The following is a 19696-nucleotide window of genomic DNA, read 5'->3' on the forward strand; positions in this document are numbered from 1 at the left end:
TGATTGTTTTGATTGATAGCAATATAGTTGGTACGTTTTGTATTGAAAGTTGAAATAGGATTCTGATAAGCTCTTGTCTTAATTTAGTTATTTGTGGAAAAGTAAAGATGGTTTTAAAAAATATATGATATAATAAATTAGATGAAATACTAATAAATAGGTAAATAAATCTTGAATAAATCCTCTTGTTAAGTATCCGAAATCTCCAATAATTCCTCCTGCATTACGATACCTTCCTAAAAATGAGAAAACGGTAAGAAGTGCAAAGGGGGCATAAAAAATTTTATTACCACTGATTAAAGTAAAGATGTTTGTTAATTTAAATACAAAAAGTAAAATAACAAATTGTAAAGGAAAGTACCAGTAGCCAAAGGTTGCTAAACCATCACCTAAATGACTTGTGACACGGTAACCACCAAATCCTTTGCCATATAAAATATCACCTCTAGAATGAATTAAGTCTAATTTGTTCACATTTATATTAAAAAAATTTAAAATAGGTGTTGGTAATACAGCTATGTTTTTTTTAAAAAAATCTAATTGCATTACATTACTAGCATATCCCCTTATTTCGGCATAATAAATAGTTTCATCTGAAATACGCATATTGGCATAACGATTCATCATGAAATTATCTAAATAATTTTCTGTCCAACCAGAATGATAGCCCTCCAATTGATTTTGTTTATTATTATTAGTGACCTTGAGGCGTGCCATCAATTCTTGGTTCTGTATAGTTTCTATAGTTTTTGAAAATAGCTCCTTTCTCGTAATATTATTTCTTAAAGTTCTATTATATAACATCGCTACGGATAAATTTGTTATGATATTAAAAATGAGATACCCACAAACAATGATTGCTAAGAATTTCTTTGTCCATAATAATTCTGATATTTTTTTTTTGCTGACAACTAAATATAAAAAGTACAGGAGAACAATGGTACCAATAGGAATGAGCATCTGTCTTCTACTATTAGAAGCAATGCTTAAAATGATAACGAATATTGTATAGATGAAAACTAGATTTCTTTTAGAGTATTCAATTTTTGACAATTTTGGAAATGCAAGGATTAAGGGGGCGTATTGAAAATATTCTAATGCCTTGAAAAATTTTCCAGTAACATCTCCAAGTTCAATTTCACCTGCCGCTAAAGTATATAACTTTACTAGAATACCGATTATTCCCATACTCCAAAATATGACAGCGTTGCTATGATAAAATTTATATTTGTACAATGTAGTTTGGAGGATGTTGTTTTTGGAAATAGCATTGGTATGATTACAACTTAAATAAAATGCTAGGGATGCCATTAGGAACCATGCGGTTTCTCCTATAAATGTGATATAGGGTCGCTCAAATCCAAAAGTGATTGGTTTCATTTCAAGTATGGTTGCTATTAATGGAAGATAGCGATACAAGAACATAGATAGGTAAAGGAAAAATGTAAATGGATAATTTATTACATAAAAATCCTTTAAAAAAAAACGGAATATACTATAGCTAATCAAAGCCATAGCGCAACCAAAAAAATTTTCTAGACTAGGGAACAATATTATTTCAATGATAATCGCTAGTATAAGGGCAATACCGAGACTATCTCTTAAAAACTGGATGATTGGAGAATTCTTACTAACCATTTGTTTGTACAATTTCTATCATTCTCTTTATAGTAGCTTCATTAGAATAGCCAGCTTTTTCACATTTTAATCTCCCATTTTTGGCAATCTTATTACGCTCATCCAAATGATTCAAGTAATATGTGCACTTTTTAAATAATTCTTCATCAGAAGAAAAAAATTCGGCTTCAACCCCTTCCTCAAATAATTCTTGATGTTCTTTTGTACGTTCAGCGAGCATGAATCCTCCACACGCTGGGATTTCCATAGTTCTTGCAGTTTGTTGATCTAAATTAATTTTTCTTAAAAAGCATAGACAAATGGTAAGAGCTTGTAGGACTTTTGGATAATTATCTGAAAAAACACCAGGCTTTATAATTAAATTAGGATATTTATCTTTAAAATCATTCCATTTGCCGTCACCATACACAGTGACATAAAGTCCTTTTTTGACTAAATAGAGTATGCTATCGCACCTCTCCTTTTCCCACATACCTACAAATCCAATATCGCTACCGAAATTTTTTATTTCATTTTCACTCAATTCCCTCGGAAAATGAAAATCCTCTCCATATGTTTTATGGATGAAATGAATATTTTTAGCTCCTATTTTTTTTAGGTCATCTATGATATATGATTTCGTTGTAAAATTAATGTCATAATAAGGTAAAGAGTCTAGATAATTTTGACTCTGATTATGTCTCATTACCATATTGTCAGGAGAGAAACTAACAATCTTTGTGTTTGCAGAAATTTTTTTTATAGCTTGTAATGTTTTTTTATTGATAACTATTCCTTTATCAATCCATACAATATCATAGTATTTTTTTCGAACATAGTTCAATATGTTTTCGTTTGCATGTGTTGAGTCTGGTAGAGACACGGGTATGCTTTTTTGAAAAAGATGATATGCCATCTTAAACCAAAAATTTGATTTTTTTGTGCCCAATTCAACCGTATCAATTTCTTTAGCTACTTTTTGTAATGCTTTATTACGATGTAACGAAGTACTACTCGTTGACCTGAACCAACCGACAGATAAAATTTTCATATATAAATTCTAAATATTATATTTTATTTTTAATAAGTGAAAAAATGTATTTAAAGTCTGGTATTATATGATTAACTAAGTCTGAAGGTTTCATTCGCATTAATTTACAACCATAAGGAACAACTAAAATGACTAAAATTATGTCTAATATTATTGCCCCAAAAGCAGCTCCTTCCAAATTGAAATATTTAGAACCTAAATAAGTGAAAACCAATGAGATTAAGGCGCCTGTAATTCCGAAGATTGCCATTTTTTTTGGTTGGTTAACTGCGCCAAAAGCCATTTCAGTAGTCCACCAAATTGCATTGAACAACATACTTGAAGTAAAAATATACCACATTGTCCGTGATACTTCTAATTGGTTTTGAGTCCATAAATTATAAAATGGTAATCCAAAAAACACAAGGAATATAAGGCCCATAAATGACATAGCAAACACACTTAATATCGCTAAACGAAACAATCGTTGTGCTGTTTTATAATTTTGCTTGCCAATCTCGAATTGTAATTCTGGAAATACAGTAGATTTAATCATGTAAAATACTTGGTTTAAAGAACGGCTAAGAGTTCTTACAGTATTATAGACTGCAACTGCTTCAGCTCCCAAAATTATCCGAACTATAAAAGTAGACCCTTGGAAATAGAGTGCTTGCCATACAGGTGACATCAGATAACCCAATCCTTTATTTGCAATAGATTTTATAATATTTCGATTTATTTCTCCTTTATACTCCTGATTAAAATTCAATGTTTTTCTACCTTTAAAATAATAGAATAGAGTAAATACCACAACAACTAATAATTGGGAAAGTGCAAATGCTATTACCCCATAACCAGATAATAGAATAACAAGTCCCGCGACTAAATTTGAGCTAGAAAAAATAGTTTGTAAATTCATGCTTAGAGCTGCGCGTTGTGCAGCACGATAGTAAGCTTGAATCATTTGTGAGTAAAATGTTAATAGCCTTGCTAAAATTAAAAATGAAACAGCATAAAGGGCGTCAACTCTATTGATCAAAGATTTTTCAAAAACAGCAGAGTAATCTAGAATAAAAAGTACTATAATACTTAGTATCATTGCAACACCTATCATAAGAGAAATAAGATAAATACCATTTTTATTTATATCTGCGGTCTTTTTCATGTTCCCAGATGCAAAACTTAAAATAAAGCTATTCCCGGCAGCTGTGCCAAAGCCTAAATCTGAAAAACCAATCATGGTTGGTATTATTGTAAGAGTTAACCATTCTCCATAATAAGCGGCACCCCATGCTGAAATAAAAAACGGCACTAAAAATAGCTGTTCTAAAACCCGTATACCCTTCTGTAAAATAGAGGCCAAACCATTATTTAAAATCCTTTTCTTTAAAGACATTTATAACTTTTAAAAGTGCGTAAATTATTTTTAGTTATAAGTTTCTTTGGGCTCGGTATCATTGAATAAAATCATACAATTGTTAAGCTTATTGTTTTTATAAATATTATCTATAATACCGATATGCTCTTTTTTAGTAAAATCTTTTCGAACAACATAAATAGTGCTGTCTATAAAAGGATTTAAGGCAAAAGCATCTGATACTAGACCAATTGGTGCGGTATCTATTATGATTCTGTCAAATTCAGTCTTTAACTCATTAATTAATTCACCTACCCGTTCATGTAATACAATTGTACTGATTTGACCTATAACAATGCCAGATCCCATTAATTTTAAATTTTCAATACCGTTATAGTTTTGAAATAATGAATCTTTATTAATGCCTTTTTTAATGATGAAATCGGTAACTCCAATTTTTTCATCCAAATTAAAACAACTCATTAAAGAGGGTTTTCTTAAATCGAATGAAAGTAAGGCTACTTTCTCGCCTATAGAAGCCAGTGACAACGCTAAATTCGATGCTATAAAAGTTTTACCCTCTCCTTTTATTGATGATGTAATCAATATAGTCTGATTTTTTTGGTCTTTTTTCAGATATTCTAGGTTAAACCGTAGTAGCCTGAACAATTCTAAAGTGTGCGATTGTTTTTCTTGTTCTTCTTGTTTGGCTACAATTAAATTAGAACCTGTGTGTTTAGAAATTTCTCCAACTACAGGTGTTACCGTTAGATTGTTAATTTCTTCAATGGAAGTAATTTTCGTGTTGAACGCATTTTTAAAATAAATAGTAGAAATAGGTAAAAATAAGCCAAGTAATAAGCCTGCCAAATAGGTTAATTTTTTATTTGGACTTATGGGGTAGATACCAGATTTTGGGCGATTAACTACCCTTGTGGAAGATGCAGGTGCAGCCAGTGACAAAACTTCTTCCTCTCTTTTTTGAAGTAGATATAAATAGAGCCCTTCTTTTGTGCTTTTGTCTCTACTTATATCTAACAATTGTTTTTCCATACCAGGTACTCTGGCTAATTGAGCGTCGTATTTATTCGCATTATCTTGTAGATTACGTTTGGCTAGGGCAAGGCCGTTTTTAGAACTTTGCACATTTTGTAATATTGACTGCCGAAGGTTTGAAAGATTTGCGTCTAGTTTTACAATCATTGGATTAGAAGTAACTGCTGATTGTGAAAGATTTTGACGTTCTAATAAAGTTTCGTTATATCTATTTACTTGGTCGGTAAGTGTTCTATCGTTAATGGCAAACCCTCCACCTATAGAATTTTCAATGGTGCCATTAAGTAAGGTTTGTTCAATTTGACTTAAAATGTTTATTTGGCTTTGGTAGTTAGAAGCTTTTTCTTTATAATCGTTTGCTTGCTGTATATAAGTATCGGCATTACTGGCGACATCGGTAACTACATTTTTAGTTTTAAAATCAACGACTGATTTTTCTACATTTTCAATTTCACCTGATAATAGTTTTAACCTGTTGTCAATAATTTGGATAGTATTTTCAGCTAATTCATTCTCATATTTTATGGTTCTTTTTATATAGGTATCAATTAATTTGGAGAGAATGTCTTCGCCTTTTCTTTTATGCGAAGAAACAAAAGTCATTCGAAGTAAACTACCCGTATCATTATCTGGATAAACACTTAAATTTTTTAAGAATAAATTTACCAACTCTTCTGTATCTAACAATACAAATCTTAAGGTATTGAAATCTTCGATGCTTCTAACTTCAGGTTTTTTTAAAACTGTCAATGTACCGTAATCGGTAGTAACGGTTTCACCATAAGCATGTGTGCTACTAATTTCTTTTTTCTCATATTCTGTACTTAACTCATAGGTTGTATCGTCAATGAAATTTAAATCAATGAATAGGCCATAAGGTACTATTTCAGCATTTTCATCGACTAAAATCTGAACAGGTACATCTTCACCATATATTTCTACGTCTTTGACGCTCCCTTTATGATAAAAATTAATATTGAAAAAATTATCAGTTATAACCTCCTCCATAATGCCAGAAGAAGTGATAATGCCAATTTCATCTTCTAAACTTTGCGAGGTTTTAATTAATCCTAAATCTCTAAAATTCTCGATGTCGCCTGAGTTCTTACCAGCACTGGTATTTTTTAAGAAAATTGTACTGTTAATTTCATATTGATTTACAGCCTTATATCTTAAGTATAGAAAAACAAGTGCCAAGCAGGTGATAACTGAAATAGTTATTAGAAGCCAATATTTGGAATAGGACTTAAAAACTTGACCTAAATTTTTGTTATCAGCAGTTTTTAAATCAAAATTAATATCATTCATTTTATAGATATGTCTTATTTAGTTGCTATTTAGGCAAACTTTAATTTGTTGTTGATATAATGCAGAAACTATATGTTATGCATAAATTATTTTGTTGATACTAAATGTACTGAAGTTTTAAATAATTTTAATACGCCTTTTTATCAGCAACAAAGATATTGGTAACGGTACGTACTATTATTTGAATATCAAATAGAATAGACCATTTCTCCATATAAAAGATGTCGTACCGTACTCTATTGACAATATCAGATTTGTGTATGATTTCTCCTCTATACCCTTTTACTTGTGCCAGACCGGTAATACCGGGCTTTAAGAAATGACGTACCAAGTATTTATCTACCGATGTTTCGTACTGCTTTGTATGAACTTCCATATGGGGTCTGGGGCCTACAATGCTCATATCACCTATTAAAACATTAAAGAACTGAGGAAGCTCATCTATACTGGTTTTTCTTAAAATGCTACCTAGTTTGGTAATACGCATGTCGCCCTTTGTAGCCATTTTAGTATCGCTATCTTCATTTTTTGCCATGGATCGAAACTTGTAGCACCAAAATGTATTCTTGTTTACCCCGTGTCTTTTTTGCTTAAAGAACAAAGGACCTTTTGAATCTAGCTTCATTAAAATAAATACCACAGGAATTAACCAAGACAATACAAATACGATAACCGCTAGTGAGAAGAAGATATCAAAAATGCGCTTGATGAGATTTGCATATTCCAGATCTAATGGTGATGCCCTTAAGTTTAATACAGGAACCGAATCATATAACTCAATAGACATGGCCCTTGAGAACAATTCTTTATTATCAGGTATAATTTTTATTTTCTTTAGGCTGTTATCTGCAATATTCATGAGATGCCGTATCTCATCTTTACTTAAACGAGAGGCCAGGCAATACACTTCTTCCACATTATTCTCAAAAATGTAATTATAGCTATTTTCTATTGTGCCCAAATATGTAGGGCTACTAGAAGAAGAATTATCAAAATAACCCATATATCTATAGCCATACTCGGGAATGTCAAAAATGCGTCTTATTTTCTTCAGGTTTTTGTCTCTGCCAATAACGACAGTCCTTGTAGATACATATTGTTTACGCCGTATGATATTTCTAGACCAGTAAAATAAGATTCTAAAAACGGTCAATAATAAACAGATGGTCAAAAAAACCTGTACTAAATAGTGTGCAGAATAGGGGTAGGGAGCAAGGAATACAAAAGAGCTGAAATATATTAAGCCAAATAGTAAAAACAAGGTGAAAAAATTCTTGAGATTAATATTAAAATGCTCCCGTCTTGCCGTTGGATAAAAATCTAGGGCATAGGTTATAAAAAACCAAGAAAGGTTATAATATAGTATGCTGTATATATTTAAATAGGTATCAGGTGTTAGCACATACAGCGTACTATTAATAATTAATAGGTGCGCTATAAACGATAATGGTATGACAAAAAATGATTTGTTCATTTCATTTTTAGGTTAAAGCATTGGGGTTAAAGTAAATTGAAAAATGAAACTGTATTTTTTATGGCGGCACCGATTAGTTGTTACAAAAGCTGTAAGGTTTTTCTATAGAAAAATGGAAGCTTAAGAGTTGTATTGGTGTCGACCGAATTTAAATTTGATATAGCGCTCCGCGCTGTCAGCCCCATTATAAACGGACTAACCATAGGTGTTTAAAGAACATCAAAGTCAACCTAAAGACCTTTAAAAAATTACCGGGGGAATAAATTAACGAAGAGCAAACTTAGGCAGCTTTATCCTACAATCCAAAATTTAGTGTTAACTAATTAATAAATTATGGAATCCTTTTTTAAGACTTAAATTAGTGTGGGTATTGGCATAAATTTATACCTCTAATTATCATTTTTAAATCCGTTTTTGCTAAAATGCTGCGATAACTTATTAATAGTAATGATGGGTATGGAACTAAGCAATGTGAAGTTCAACAGTATTAGTGAAAAAAGAGCTTATGACCAGAATTTGTAGTGAGGTAATAGTCAAAAATTATAGTTGTGTTTTGAAAAGAATGAAATTAGGGATTACACGAGGTCTCTAATTTTCATATTCAGTACCACTCCCATGCCTTCTAAAATCAATTTTACCCGAGATTTTCCGACCTCTTTAATAATTGCTTGACTGTCTTTTAAAGCACCATTTTTAATAGCTACCCGATCACCAGGCGATAATTTAGTGAGGGTATAGTCTTCAACATCGTCATTAGATAACCACTTTTTTAAGGTTTCCATCTCAATATCGCGTACTACGGCGGGTTTGCCTAGCCAGTACAGATAGCGTACAACCCCGGGAATACCGAACACCTGTTGTCTGTCGGCTTCAGTAATATTTACAAATACGTAAGACTTAAAAAGGGGGACTTCAATGGTCTTTTTTCTATCGCTCCATTGTTTTACCTCTTTTATCATCGGTGAATACACCTCAATATGATTAGCAGACAACCTTTCGGCGACCTTCTTCTCATTTTTAGGTTTTACATAAAGTACGTACCAATTCTTAGTCATAGGTTTTTAAAGCGTTTTGGTAATATGGTAACTGTCTTTTTACTTTTCTAGTATTTAAAACGATGGAAAATTAGGAATATCATAAAGATAATTGATGTTTGAAAAACTTTAAATAGTGCTCAATACCTTTTTGCTTATGCTTTTATTCTACTTGAACTATTTTTCTGTAAGAAAAAGATTACGTAGATTATACTATTGGTAGATTTGGACCGTTATATAGAAAATCTTAAACCCCCATCTTATGTTTTTAAACCTATTTAATTCTAGTTCTAAGCAGAAGAATACAAAATCGCTGACCAAACATTCCGTTACTAACGAATTGAATTCTTTATTGAATGATTTAACGATCGATAGTACGAAGAATCGCAAAGTTGCTAAAGTAGATACCTCTATTAAAGAAAAAGCGTCATCGGTAGTTACTTCTTTAGAAAGTCAAATAGAGGCGAATCAAATATTATACGCAAAAATTATGCAAGAGCGTATGATGAGAACGAAGAGAAAGCTGATTTAAGCTTTGCGTGCAAACATCCATTTTTTGTCTTTCAAAGGAATTAGCATATACCTAAAAACAATTCTTGTTCATCTTTTATTTTAAGACTTCCATTACTAATACCAGTAAATATTGGTATTATCGGCTGCCAGTTATTAAGGTCAAAATTTTACGGATTTTTAAATATTTTTTGCAAAATGTATAATTAAATGTGTCAAATAGGCAAATTTAATCGATGAATAACCACAAAATATCGCATATAACAACACAATACCCTGCATCTCACAACAATTATATTGATATGAGCCATTAAAAGTTAAATTTTGCTAGATAGTGATTCAACTTATTTACGAATGCTTTTTTATTATTTAAGAATAAATGAAATCATTAGAGCAAAGTATAACTTAATGATGTCCAAACTTACTAAACTACTTTTTTCATTATTCCTGTTGATGGGCTTAACTAGCTTTTCAACTAGTAGTAATATATATACCAATAGCATTTTAACGAATACGGTTTTAGGTGAAACCTATGATGATGCTTTAGAGGTACCTCCTACTTTTTCAAATTGTCCTCCTTCAGATGTGGTCGTTTCCTATACTGTAGATGAATGTGGTGCCGTGGTTACTTGGACACCCCCAACTGCGTCTGCAGATGCAGTAAGCGTAACTAGTAATTATAGTCCGGGTGATTCTTTTCTGCCTGGTACAACAGCAGTTATATATAGAGCAGAGGATTCCGCTGGTAATGTTACGGTATGTACTTTTAATGTTACTGTTGAAGATGATCAAGATCCTATATTTGATACTTTTCCAACAAATGTAACCTTAACTGCTGATCCAAATACCTGTACTGCCGCTCATACATGGGCAGAGCCTACGGCTTCAGATAACTGTCCTGCTGGTGAAGGGGAAGCTCCAGTATTACAAGATTTTGAAAGTGCCATTAACCAATGTTACACTTTTACTCGTTCTTCAATTGAAGGAGGCGGTGCAATTAACGGAACACGAAATTTAGTTTCGACAGGTATTTCTAGCGGAACTTTTTTTGCTAGTTCAATGACTACCCCTGTTTTTTACTTTAACGGCTTTGGAGAAATAACTTTTTCTCATAGCATATCTGCAGTAACAAACGCGCCATCTATTCACTTAGATGTGTTAGATGAAGATGGAAACACGATTACTACGAGTTACTTTTCTAAAACATATACCACAACGGGTGTTCAGCAAGAAATTATTCCGTTTAATCTGGTAGGTAATTATCAGATCAAAATTCGATACTCTTCTGCTTCTTTATTTAATTCTGGAATGGAAGCTTATTTAGATGATTTGTTGATTCCAGGAACTATCGTGACCAATATTAACAATACGAGTTGTGAAATTGCAGATTATGTAGTTTTTAGAACTGATGGTACGGGATTAAATAGTGGTGATCAGTTTGATATTGGTACAACTACCATACGTTATACGGTTAGGGATGCTTCTGGAAACTTCGTGGAAAGATCTTTTAATATCACTGTAGAGAATGATGTAAACCCACCTTCAGGTACTACTGAATATATGTACTGTGAGGGAGATACACCTCCTGAAATGTCTGTAACAGTTGATGTTGCTGGTGGCGAAACAGCTAACTGGTATGATGAATATGGTACTTTGGTGGCTACAGGTGTTACTTCATACACGGCTCCTGCTACAGGTGAATTTTATAGAAATTATTTAGTGTATTCACAAAATGCCAATGGGTGTACGAGTGAAAATTTCCTATCGATAGATTTATATCAAATTCCTAAACCACCTACACCAACTGCCGATAGTCCGGTAGAATATTGTGTTGGCGAAACGGCAACACCTCTTACGGCTACGGCATTATCCAGTCATACCTTAAACTGGTATACGGTTGCAACCGGTGGTACTGCTGCAGCTACGGCACCTACACCAACTACTACTAGTGCTGGTACAACTTCATACTATGTGAGTCAAACAGATGATTCTACCACTTGCGAAAGTGATCGTACTCAGATAGATGTTATTGTTTATGCTATTCCAACGGCTCCTGTAGTGAATTCTCCAGTTGACTATTGTATTGGTGATACTGCGGCACAGCTAGATTCTCATGCTACGGGTACTAATTTAAGATGGTACGATGCTGCAACGGGTGGAAATGAAATTCCGGGTACTACTACTCCAGATACTTCAACTGTAGGTCAACAATCTTTTTGGGTAACCCAATCAACCGTGAACGGAAGTGCTAATTGTGAAGGACCAAGAAGAAGATTACGTGTAAACGTTTATGATGCCCCAGTAATAACTACACAACCAGCTAATGAAGCGGTCTGTGAAGGCGGTACGGTTTCTTTTGATGTAGTCGCTTCTGGTTCAGGAACGATACAATGGCAACTTTTTGATGGGTCTAGTTGGAACGATTTAACGAATACGGCTCCACATAGCGGAGTAACGACAAATACACTTACGGTAGCTAATGTAACCCTTGCAATGAGCGGTAACAGATATCGTGCAATAGCTAGCAGTCCCGCAGCAAGTTGTTCCGATGCTACATCGGACGAGGCTGAGCTAACGGTCAATACCGCACCACCTGTACCAACAAGTGGCGGCGACATCACGGAATGTGAGCAAGATCCATTACAGACATTAACTGCTACGGCAACACCACCATCTGGAGCAAGTATTATTTGGTACGATGCCCTTACGGGAGGTAATGTAGTGGCGAGTCCAACATTAAATGCTGTTGGAACAGTAACGTATTATGCAGAAAGTAATGATACCGTAAATGGCTGTCCAAGTGTGGGGAGAACAGCGGTGACCTTAACCATTCAACCTGCACCGGTAGCACCAACAAGTGGTGGAGATATCACGGAATGTGAACAAGATCCTATTCAAACATTAACTGCAACGGCAACGGCACCAACAGGTTCAACCTTGGTTTGGTACGATGCTGCTTCTGGCGGAAATGTAGTTGCTAGCCCGGAATGGAGTAGTGTAGGAACAGAAATTTATTATGCAGAAAGTCAAGATGATGTTACCGGTTGTCCTAGTGTAACAAGAACAGCAGTTTCGCTAACGATTCAACCTGCACCAGCTGCTCCAATTAGTGGCGGGGATATCACTGAATGTGAACAAAATTCTATTCAAACATTAACTGCAACAGCTACGGTACCTTCAGGTTTTACAATGACTTGGTATGATGCCGCTACTGGTGGAAATGTAGTTGCTAGTCCGGAGTGGAGTGCTGTTGGTTCGGTAACCTATTATGCAGAAAGTCAAAACAATACTTCAGCATGTATTTCGCTTTCAAGAACCCCGATAACATTAACCATTGATGCGATACCTGATGCTCCAATTAGTGGAGGTGATCAAGTAGAATGTGAAGGTAATCCGACACAAACTATGACTGCAACGGCAACTGCACCGGCAGGTTCAACTGTTGATTGGTATACGGCGGCAACTGGCGGTAGTATAGTTGGTAGCCCTACTTTAAATGCAGTGGGTACGGTAACTTATTATGCGGAAAGTAGAACTACGAGTAGTGGTTGTATAAGTGAGACAAGAACGGCGGTAACGCTGACCATGAATTCAAATGCTACTATTGCTATTACGCCGAGCTCACAAACATGTTCTTTAGATTTAGCAACGTATTCGGTTTCTGTTGATGTGGATAGAGGTACGGTGACTTCAACCGAAGGAACGGTAACTGATAATGGAGGAAATAACTGGACAATATCAGGAGTTACTTCAGGTAATAATATAACCGTTACGGTAACCGATGTAAATTCATGTACGGAAAGTATTATTATAAATGCACCAAATTGTTCCTGCCCAACAGTAAATGCACCAACAAGTGGCGGTGACATTACTGAATGTGAGCAAGATCCTATTCAGGCATTTACTGCTATGGCAACACCACCTACGGGTGCAAGTGTTGTGTGGTATGATGCAGCTTCGGGTGGAAATATGGTCGCAAGCCCTACATGGAACACGGTCGGTTCAATTACGTATTACGCAGAAAGTGTTGACGATGTTAACGGATGTACGAGTACTACAAGAACAGCTGTTAACCTTACTATACAAGCAGCTCCTGACGCTCCAATAAGTGGAGGTGATCAAACGGAATGTGAAACAATGCCTATTCAAACTTTAACGGCAACAGCGACAGCTCCTGCAGGTATAAGTATAGTTTGGTACGATGCGGCAATTGGTGGTAATGTTGTTGCTAGTCCAGAATGGAGCACTGTAGGGACAGAAATTTATTATGCCGAAAGTCAAAATGATGTTACAAGTTGTGTTAGCCATTCACGTACTGCTGTAAGTTTAACGATTGAGCCAATTCCAACCGCTCCAGTAAGTGGAGGTGATCAAACGGAATGTGAAACATCACCAGTACAAACATTGACAGCAACGGCAACAGCCCCTGCAGGTTCAAATGTAGTTTGGTACGATGCGGCAACTGGTGGGAATGTAATAGCAAGTCCGACAAGAGATACTGTTGGTTCTATAACTTATTATGCCGAGAGTGAAAACACGACGACATCATGTGTTAGTACTAGCAGAACTGCTGTTGTGCTTACCATACAAGATACTCCGGATATTACAACTGCAACAGCAGCAACTTGTTCGGCAGATCTATTGACCTATTCCGTTTCTGTAGATGTTAGCGAAGGCACGGTAACTTCAACCGAAGGAACTGTAGTGGATAACGGAGGAAATAACTGGACGATTTCAGATATAACTTCGGGTAACGATATTACATTGACGGTTACGGCACCGAATACATGTACACAAACATTAGATATTACAGCACCTGATTGTGCCTGTCCTATAGTGGATGCCCCAATCAGCGGAGGTGATCAAACGGAATGTGAAGAGAATCCTATTCAGACATTGACTGCTACGGCAACCCCACCAGCGGGTGCTACGGTAGTATGGTACGATGCCGCAACGGGCGGAAATGTAGTAGCCGACCCATCTTTAAGTGCAACAGGTATAGCAACCTATTACGCCGAGAGTCGTGATAATGTAACGAATTGTGTAAGCGGAACTAGAACATCAGTGATGTTGACTATACATGCGACACCGACAGCTCCAATTAGTGGAGGTGATCAAACGGAATGTGAAACATCACCAGTACAAACATTGACAGCAACGGCAACAGCCCCTGCAGGTTCAAATGTAGTTTGGTACGATGCGGCAACTGGTGGAAATGTAGTAGCAAGTCCGACAAGAGATACTGTTGGTTCTATAACTTATTATGCAGAAAGTGAAAATAACACCAGTGCTTGTCCAAGTTTTACAAGAACACCGGTAAGTTTAACGATTCAAGATACACCGGATATTACAATCGCAACAGCGGCAACGTGTTCGGCAGATTTATTGACCTATTCGGTTTCTGTGGATGTTAGCGAAGGTACGGTAACTTCGACCGAAGGAACTGTAGTGGATAATGGAGGGAATAACTGGACGATTTCAGATATTACTTCTGGTAATGATATTACATTGACGGTTACGGCACCGAATGCATGTACCCAAACTTTAGATGTTACTGCTCCTGATTGTGCTTGTCCTGTAGTGGATGCTCCGATCAGTGGTGGTAATCAAACGGAATGTGAAGAGAATCCTATTCAGACATTAACCGTTACGGCAACCCCACCAGCGGGTGCTACGGTAGTATGGTACGATGCTTCAACGGGCGGAAATGTAGTAGCGGACCCATCTTTAAGTACAACAGGTACAGCAACTTATTATGCTGAAAGTCGTGATAATGTGACGAACTGTGTAAGCGGAACTAGAACAGCAGTGATGTTGACTATAAATGCTACACCGACAGCTCCAATTAGTGGGGGAGATATAACGGAATGTGAAACATCACCAGTACAAACTTTGACAGCAACGGCAACAGCCCCTGCAGGTTCAAGTATTATTTGGTACGATGCTGCTACTGGTGGAAATGTAGTAGCTAGTCCGATTTTAGATGCCGTAGGTTCGGTAACCTATTATGCAGAAAGTGAAGATAACACCAGTGCTTGTCCAAGTTTTACAAGAACACCTGTACACTTGACTATTCAAGATACACCGGATATTACAATCGCAACAGCTGCAACTTGTTCGGCAGATCTATTGACCTATTCTGTCTCTGTAGATGTTAGCGAAGGCACGGTAACTTCATCCGAAGGAACTGTAGTGGATAACGGAGGAAATAACTGGACGATATCAGATATTACATCAGGAAATAATATAACATTGACGGTTACGGCGCCAAATGCATGTACACAAACCATGTCGGTTACAGCACCTGATTGTGCTTGTCCTTTAGTGGATGCCCCAATCAGCGGAGGTGATCAAACGGAATGTGAAGAGAATCCTATTCAGACATTAACCGCTACGGCAACCCCACCAGCGGGTGCTACTGTAATATGGTATGATGCTTCAACTGGCGGAAATGTAGTAGCCGATCCATCTTTAAGCACAACAGGTACAGCAACCTATTATGCCGAAAGCCGTGATAATGTAACTAATTGTTTAAGTAGTACAAGAACGGCAGTTGTTTTAACTATTGAAGCTGCTCCGACAGCTCCAACTAGTGGAGGTGATCAAGTAGAATGTGAGCAGAATCCTATTCAGACATTAACTGCAACAGCGACAGCTCCTGCAGGTTCAAATGTAGTTTGGTACGATGCCGCTACTGGCGGAAATGTTGTTGCAAGTCCTACACAAAATACTGTGGGTACAACCATTTATTATGCACAAAGTGAAAATACAACTTCATCATGTACTAGTTTATCTAGAACAGCAGTATCCTTAACTATTGAGGCAGCACCGACTGCTCCAGTAAGTGGTGGAGATATTACGGAATGTGAAACATCACCTATTCAAACGTTAACGGCAACAGCGACTGCTCCTGCAGGTTCAAGCGTAGTTTGGTACGATGCCGCTACTGGTGGAAGTGTAGTCGCTAGTCCGATTTTAAATACTGTAGGTTCAGTGACCTATTATGCGGAAAGTGAAAATACTACGAGCTCTTGTACAAGTCTTTCAAGAACCGCGGTACATCTGACGATTCAAGATACTCCGGATATTACAACCGCTACGGCAGCAACATGTGCTCCAGATTTATTGACCTATTCAGTTTCTGTAGATGTTAGCGAAGGTATTGTAACTTCTAGTGAAGGTACTGTAGTTGACAATGGCGGAAATAATTGGACGATATCAAATATTACATCAGGAAATAATATAACATTGACGGTTACAGCACCAAATGCTTGTACGCAAACTTTGGCAGTTACAGCACCAGATTGTGCTTGTCCTGTAGTCGATGCTCCAATAAGTGGAGGTGATCAAACGGAATGTGAACAGATTCCTATTCAAACATTAACCGCTACGGCAACACCTCCCGCAGATGCAACTGTAGTTTGGTATGATGCAGCAACTGGAGGAAATATAATTGCTGATCCATCTCTGAATACAGTAGGTATAATATCATATTTTGCTGAAAGTGTACAGAATGTGACCAACTGTTTAAGTAGTACAAGAACTGAAGTGATCTTGACCATTCAAGCTACACCGCCTGCACCAATTAGCGGAGGTGACCAAACGGAATGTGAACAGAGTCCGATGCAAACGCTTACGGCAACTGCTTCTGCGCCATCTGGTTATAGTATTGTATGGTACGATGCTGCAACTGGTGGTAATGTAGTAGCTAGTCCGATTTTAGATGCTGTTGGTTCAGTAACCTATTATGCTGAAAAAGTAGATGATGCTAGTTCTTGTACAAGTTTTACTAGAACTCCTGTGAACTTAACTATTAACGCACTGCCTAATGTAATAGCTAATGCATCCGTAACCACAATAAATGCTGGTGAGCCGGTGACCTTAACTGGTTCTGGTGCTACATCATACGTTTGGGATAATGGCGTTACCGATGGTGACACTGTTTATCCTTTAGTGACTACAACATACACGGTTATCGGTACAGATGGCAATACCTGCGAAAATACAGATAGTGTAACCATAACTGTGAATGCTACTTCAGATATTGAAATAGCGCATTCAGTAGATGTTGCAAACCCTAATGTTGGAGATATGGTTACGTTCACCCTAACTGCGACCAATAACGGACCTAGTGATGATACGGGCGGTACAATAGTTAGCAACTTACTTCCCGCAGGATATACTTATGTTAGCGATACAGGTAGTGCTGCTAATGGTATGTATGATTCCGTAACTGGAAACTGGATTTTACCTAGTTTGGCTAACGGTGCAAGTGTATCGGTAGAAATAGCGACTATAGTTAATGCCCCTACAGGTGCTGCAAACGAATATTTGAATATTGCACAGGTAACTTCGGCAACAAATTACGATTCTGATTCTGTACCTAATAATGATGACGGAGATCAAAGTGAGGATGATGAAGCATCGGCATCTATTGTGCCTCAGGTGGCAGATTTAGAAGTGACAAATACAATTTCACAACCAAGTGCAAATCCTGGTGATGCATTGATAATTACTGTTGATGTTCTTAATAATGGTCCTGATGATGTTACCAATGTTAGTATAGAAAATGTTGTTCCGGTAGGCTTTACAGTTACAGGAATAAATGACGGTGGTACGCAAGGCGGTAATACTATTACCTGGTCTGGATTATCAATACCAAATGGAACAACCGCTACAATGACCTTTAATGTTGATGTAAATAATCCTGTAAATACTGTTGATGAGTACTTAAATACGGTTCAGGTTGTTGCAGTGGATCAGTTTGATACTGATTCTACTCCAAATAATGATGATGGCGATCAAAGTGAAGATGATGAGGATAATGTAGAACTGCGATTACAATCAACAGATTTAGAAATTATAAATACCGTTACACCAGGTACAGGTAATCCGGGTGATGTATTAACGTTTACTGTTGAGGTTGTCAATAATGGAACTGATGATGCCACAAATGTTGAGATATCTAATATTATTCCTTCCGGATTTACAGTAGTAAATGTAAATGATGGCGGAGTGCAAACGGGTAATGAAATTCTATGGACAGTGTTGAATGTTCCTAATGGTACATCAAGTACATTGACATTTGAAGCATCTATTAATGTACCAACAAATACTGCAGATGAATATTTAAATACGGTGCAGATTGTAAATGTAGATCAGTTAGATCCAGATTCTACGCCTAACAATGACGATGGCGATCAAAGTGAAGATGATGAGGATAATGCTGAAATCGTTTTAATTCCGGCGGATTTAAGTTTAGGTAAAGCATTAAGTGCGGCATCGAACCCAGCACCAAATGCAGGAGATACGGTAACTTTTGAATTGACTTTAACAAATAACGGACCTGGTATTGCTACAAATGTGAGTATTGAAGATACTTTACCTAGTGGTTATACTTTAGGTACAGTAAATAACGGTGGTAGCGTTTCTGGAAATTTGATTACTTGGAGCTTTGCCAATGTGCCTGTAGGTACACAAGTCGTAAGCTATGAGGTGACTTTAAATGCGCCAAACAATGTTGCAGATGAGTATACCAATATCGCACAAGTAATATCATCTGATCAATTTGATCCAAACTCATCTCCTAATAATGATGACGGAGATCAGAGTGAAGATGATGAAATTAGTCATATGATAAATGCGCCAACGGTTGACTTGGAAATTTCAAAATTTGTAGACAAAGAAGAAACTTTCTTTGAAGATACTATTGTGTTTACAGTAACTGTTACCAATAATAGTACTTATGAAGCAACAAATGTTGGCGTGGAAGATGTGCTTCCGTCAGGTTATGAATTTGTTTCCGCGACAGCTACAGATGGTGATTATAGTGAAACATCTTCAACTTGGGATATTCCTAGCATAGCAATTGGTGCAACGGCATCTTTAGAAATGACGGTCAATGTTACAGATGTTGATGACTATACCAATGTGGCGGAATTAATCTATGTGGATCAAGTAGATCTCAATATGGATAATGATAGAGCAGAGGCAACGCCGGTAGTAACCCAGGCACAATGCTTTACAGTATTTAACAAGTTTACACCGAATAACGATGGTTTAAATGATGTGTTCTTTATAGAGTGTATTGAGAATTATCCTAATAACAATGTAAAGGTGTTTAATAGATGGGGTAATCAAGTATTTGAAATGGATAATTATGATAATACATGGGATGGAACCTCTATGGGAAGAGCTACGATAAGCGCACCAGAGAAACTGCCAGTAGGTACATATTTCTATCTAATAGATTTCGGTGATGGTTCAGAGCCAAAAACAGGTTGGTTATACATAACAAGATAAAATTATAA

Annotated in this window: 8 protein-coding genes; 2 read left to right on the plus strand and 6 right to left on the minus strand. The window is 36.4% G+C overall.

The window, feature by feature from the left end; all coding sequences use genetic code 11:
• Positions 1-87: 87 nt before the first annotated feature.
• From CLV90_RS03835 to CLV90_RS03860, 6 genes are all read right to left on the minus strand, one after another.
• A complete protein-coding gene (locus CLV90_RS03835; protein WP_133686185.1) occupies positions 88-1638 on the minus strand; it encodes a hypothetical protein in 1551 nt (516 codons plus the stop codon).
• Positions 1631-2668: a CgeB family protein gene (locus CLV90_RS03840; protein ID WP_133686186.1), complete on the minus strand. Its 1038-nt coding sequence runs from the start codon at positions 2666-2668 to the stop codon at positions 1631-1633. Before CLV90_RS03840 ends, CLV90_RS03835 begins: the two co-directional genes overlap by 8 nt.
• A 16-nt stretch (positions 2669-2684) precedes the next feature.
• Positions 2685-4043, minus strand: coding sequence for a lipopolysaccharide biosynthesis protein (locus CLV90_RS03845; RefSeq protein ID WP_133686187.1), 1359 nt, complete (start codon positions 4041-4043; stop codon positions 2685-2687).
• Between the two features lie 30 nt (positions 4044-4073).
• Complete coding sequence (locus CLV90_RS03850) at positions 4074-6368, minus strand: GumC family protein (RefSeq protein ID WP_133686188.1); 2295 nt, start codon at positions 6366-6368, stop codon at positions 4074-4076.
• A 127-nt stretch (positions 6369-6495) separates the two neighbouring features.
• On the minus strand, positions 6496-7842 hold the full coding sequence (locus CLV90_RS03855; RefSeq protein WP_133686189.1) for an undecaprenyl-phosphate glucose phosphotransferase: 1347 nt from the start codon (positions 7840-7842) through the stop codon (positions 6496-6498).
• Positions 7843-8417: 575 nt separating this feature from the next.
• Positions 8418-8897, minus strand: coding sequence for a UpxY family transcription antiterminator (locus CLV90_RS03860; protein ID WP_133686190.1), 480 nt, complete (start codon positions 8895-8897; stop codon positions 8418-8420).
• A gap of 241 nt (positions 8898-9138) precedes the next feature.
• On the opposite strand from CLV90_RS03860, the gene CLV90_RS03865 reads away from it, so the two are divergent.
• Together CLV90_RS03865 and CLV90_RS03870 are read left to right on the plus strand one after the other, a co-directional pair.
• Complete coding sequence (locus tag CLV90_RS03865) at positions 9139-9408, plus strand: hypothetical protein (RefSeq protein WP_133686191.1); 270 nt, start codon at positions 9139-9141, stop codon at positions 9406-9408.
• A 386-nt stretch (positions 9409-9794) separates the two neighbouring features.
• Positions 9795-19688 (plus strand): Ig-like domain-containing protein, encoded by a 9894-nt coding sequence (locus CLV90_RS03870; protein ID WP_166638530.1) that lies wholly within the window; start codon positions 9795-9797, stop codon positions 19686-19688.
• The last annotated feature ends 8 nt before the right edge of the window (positions 19689-19696 follow it).

The organism is Maribacter spongiicola, from assembly GCF_004364165.1.
Classification (GTDB): Bacteria; Bacteroidota; Bacteroidia; order Flavobacteriales; family Flavobacteriaceae; genus Maribacter; species Maribacter spongiicola.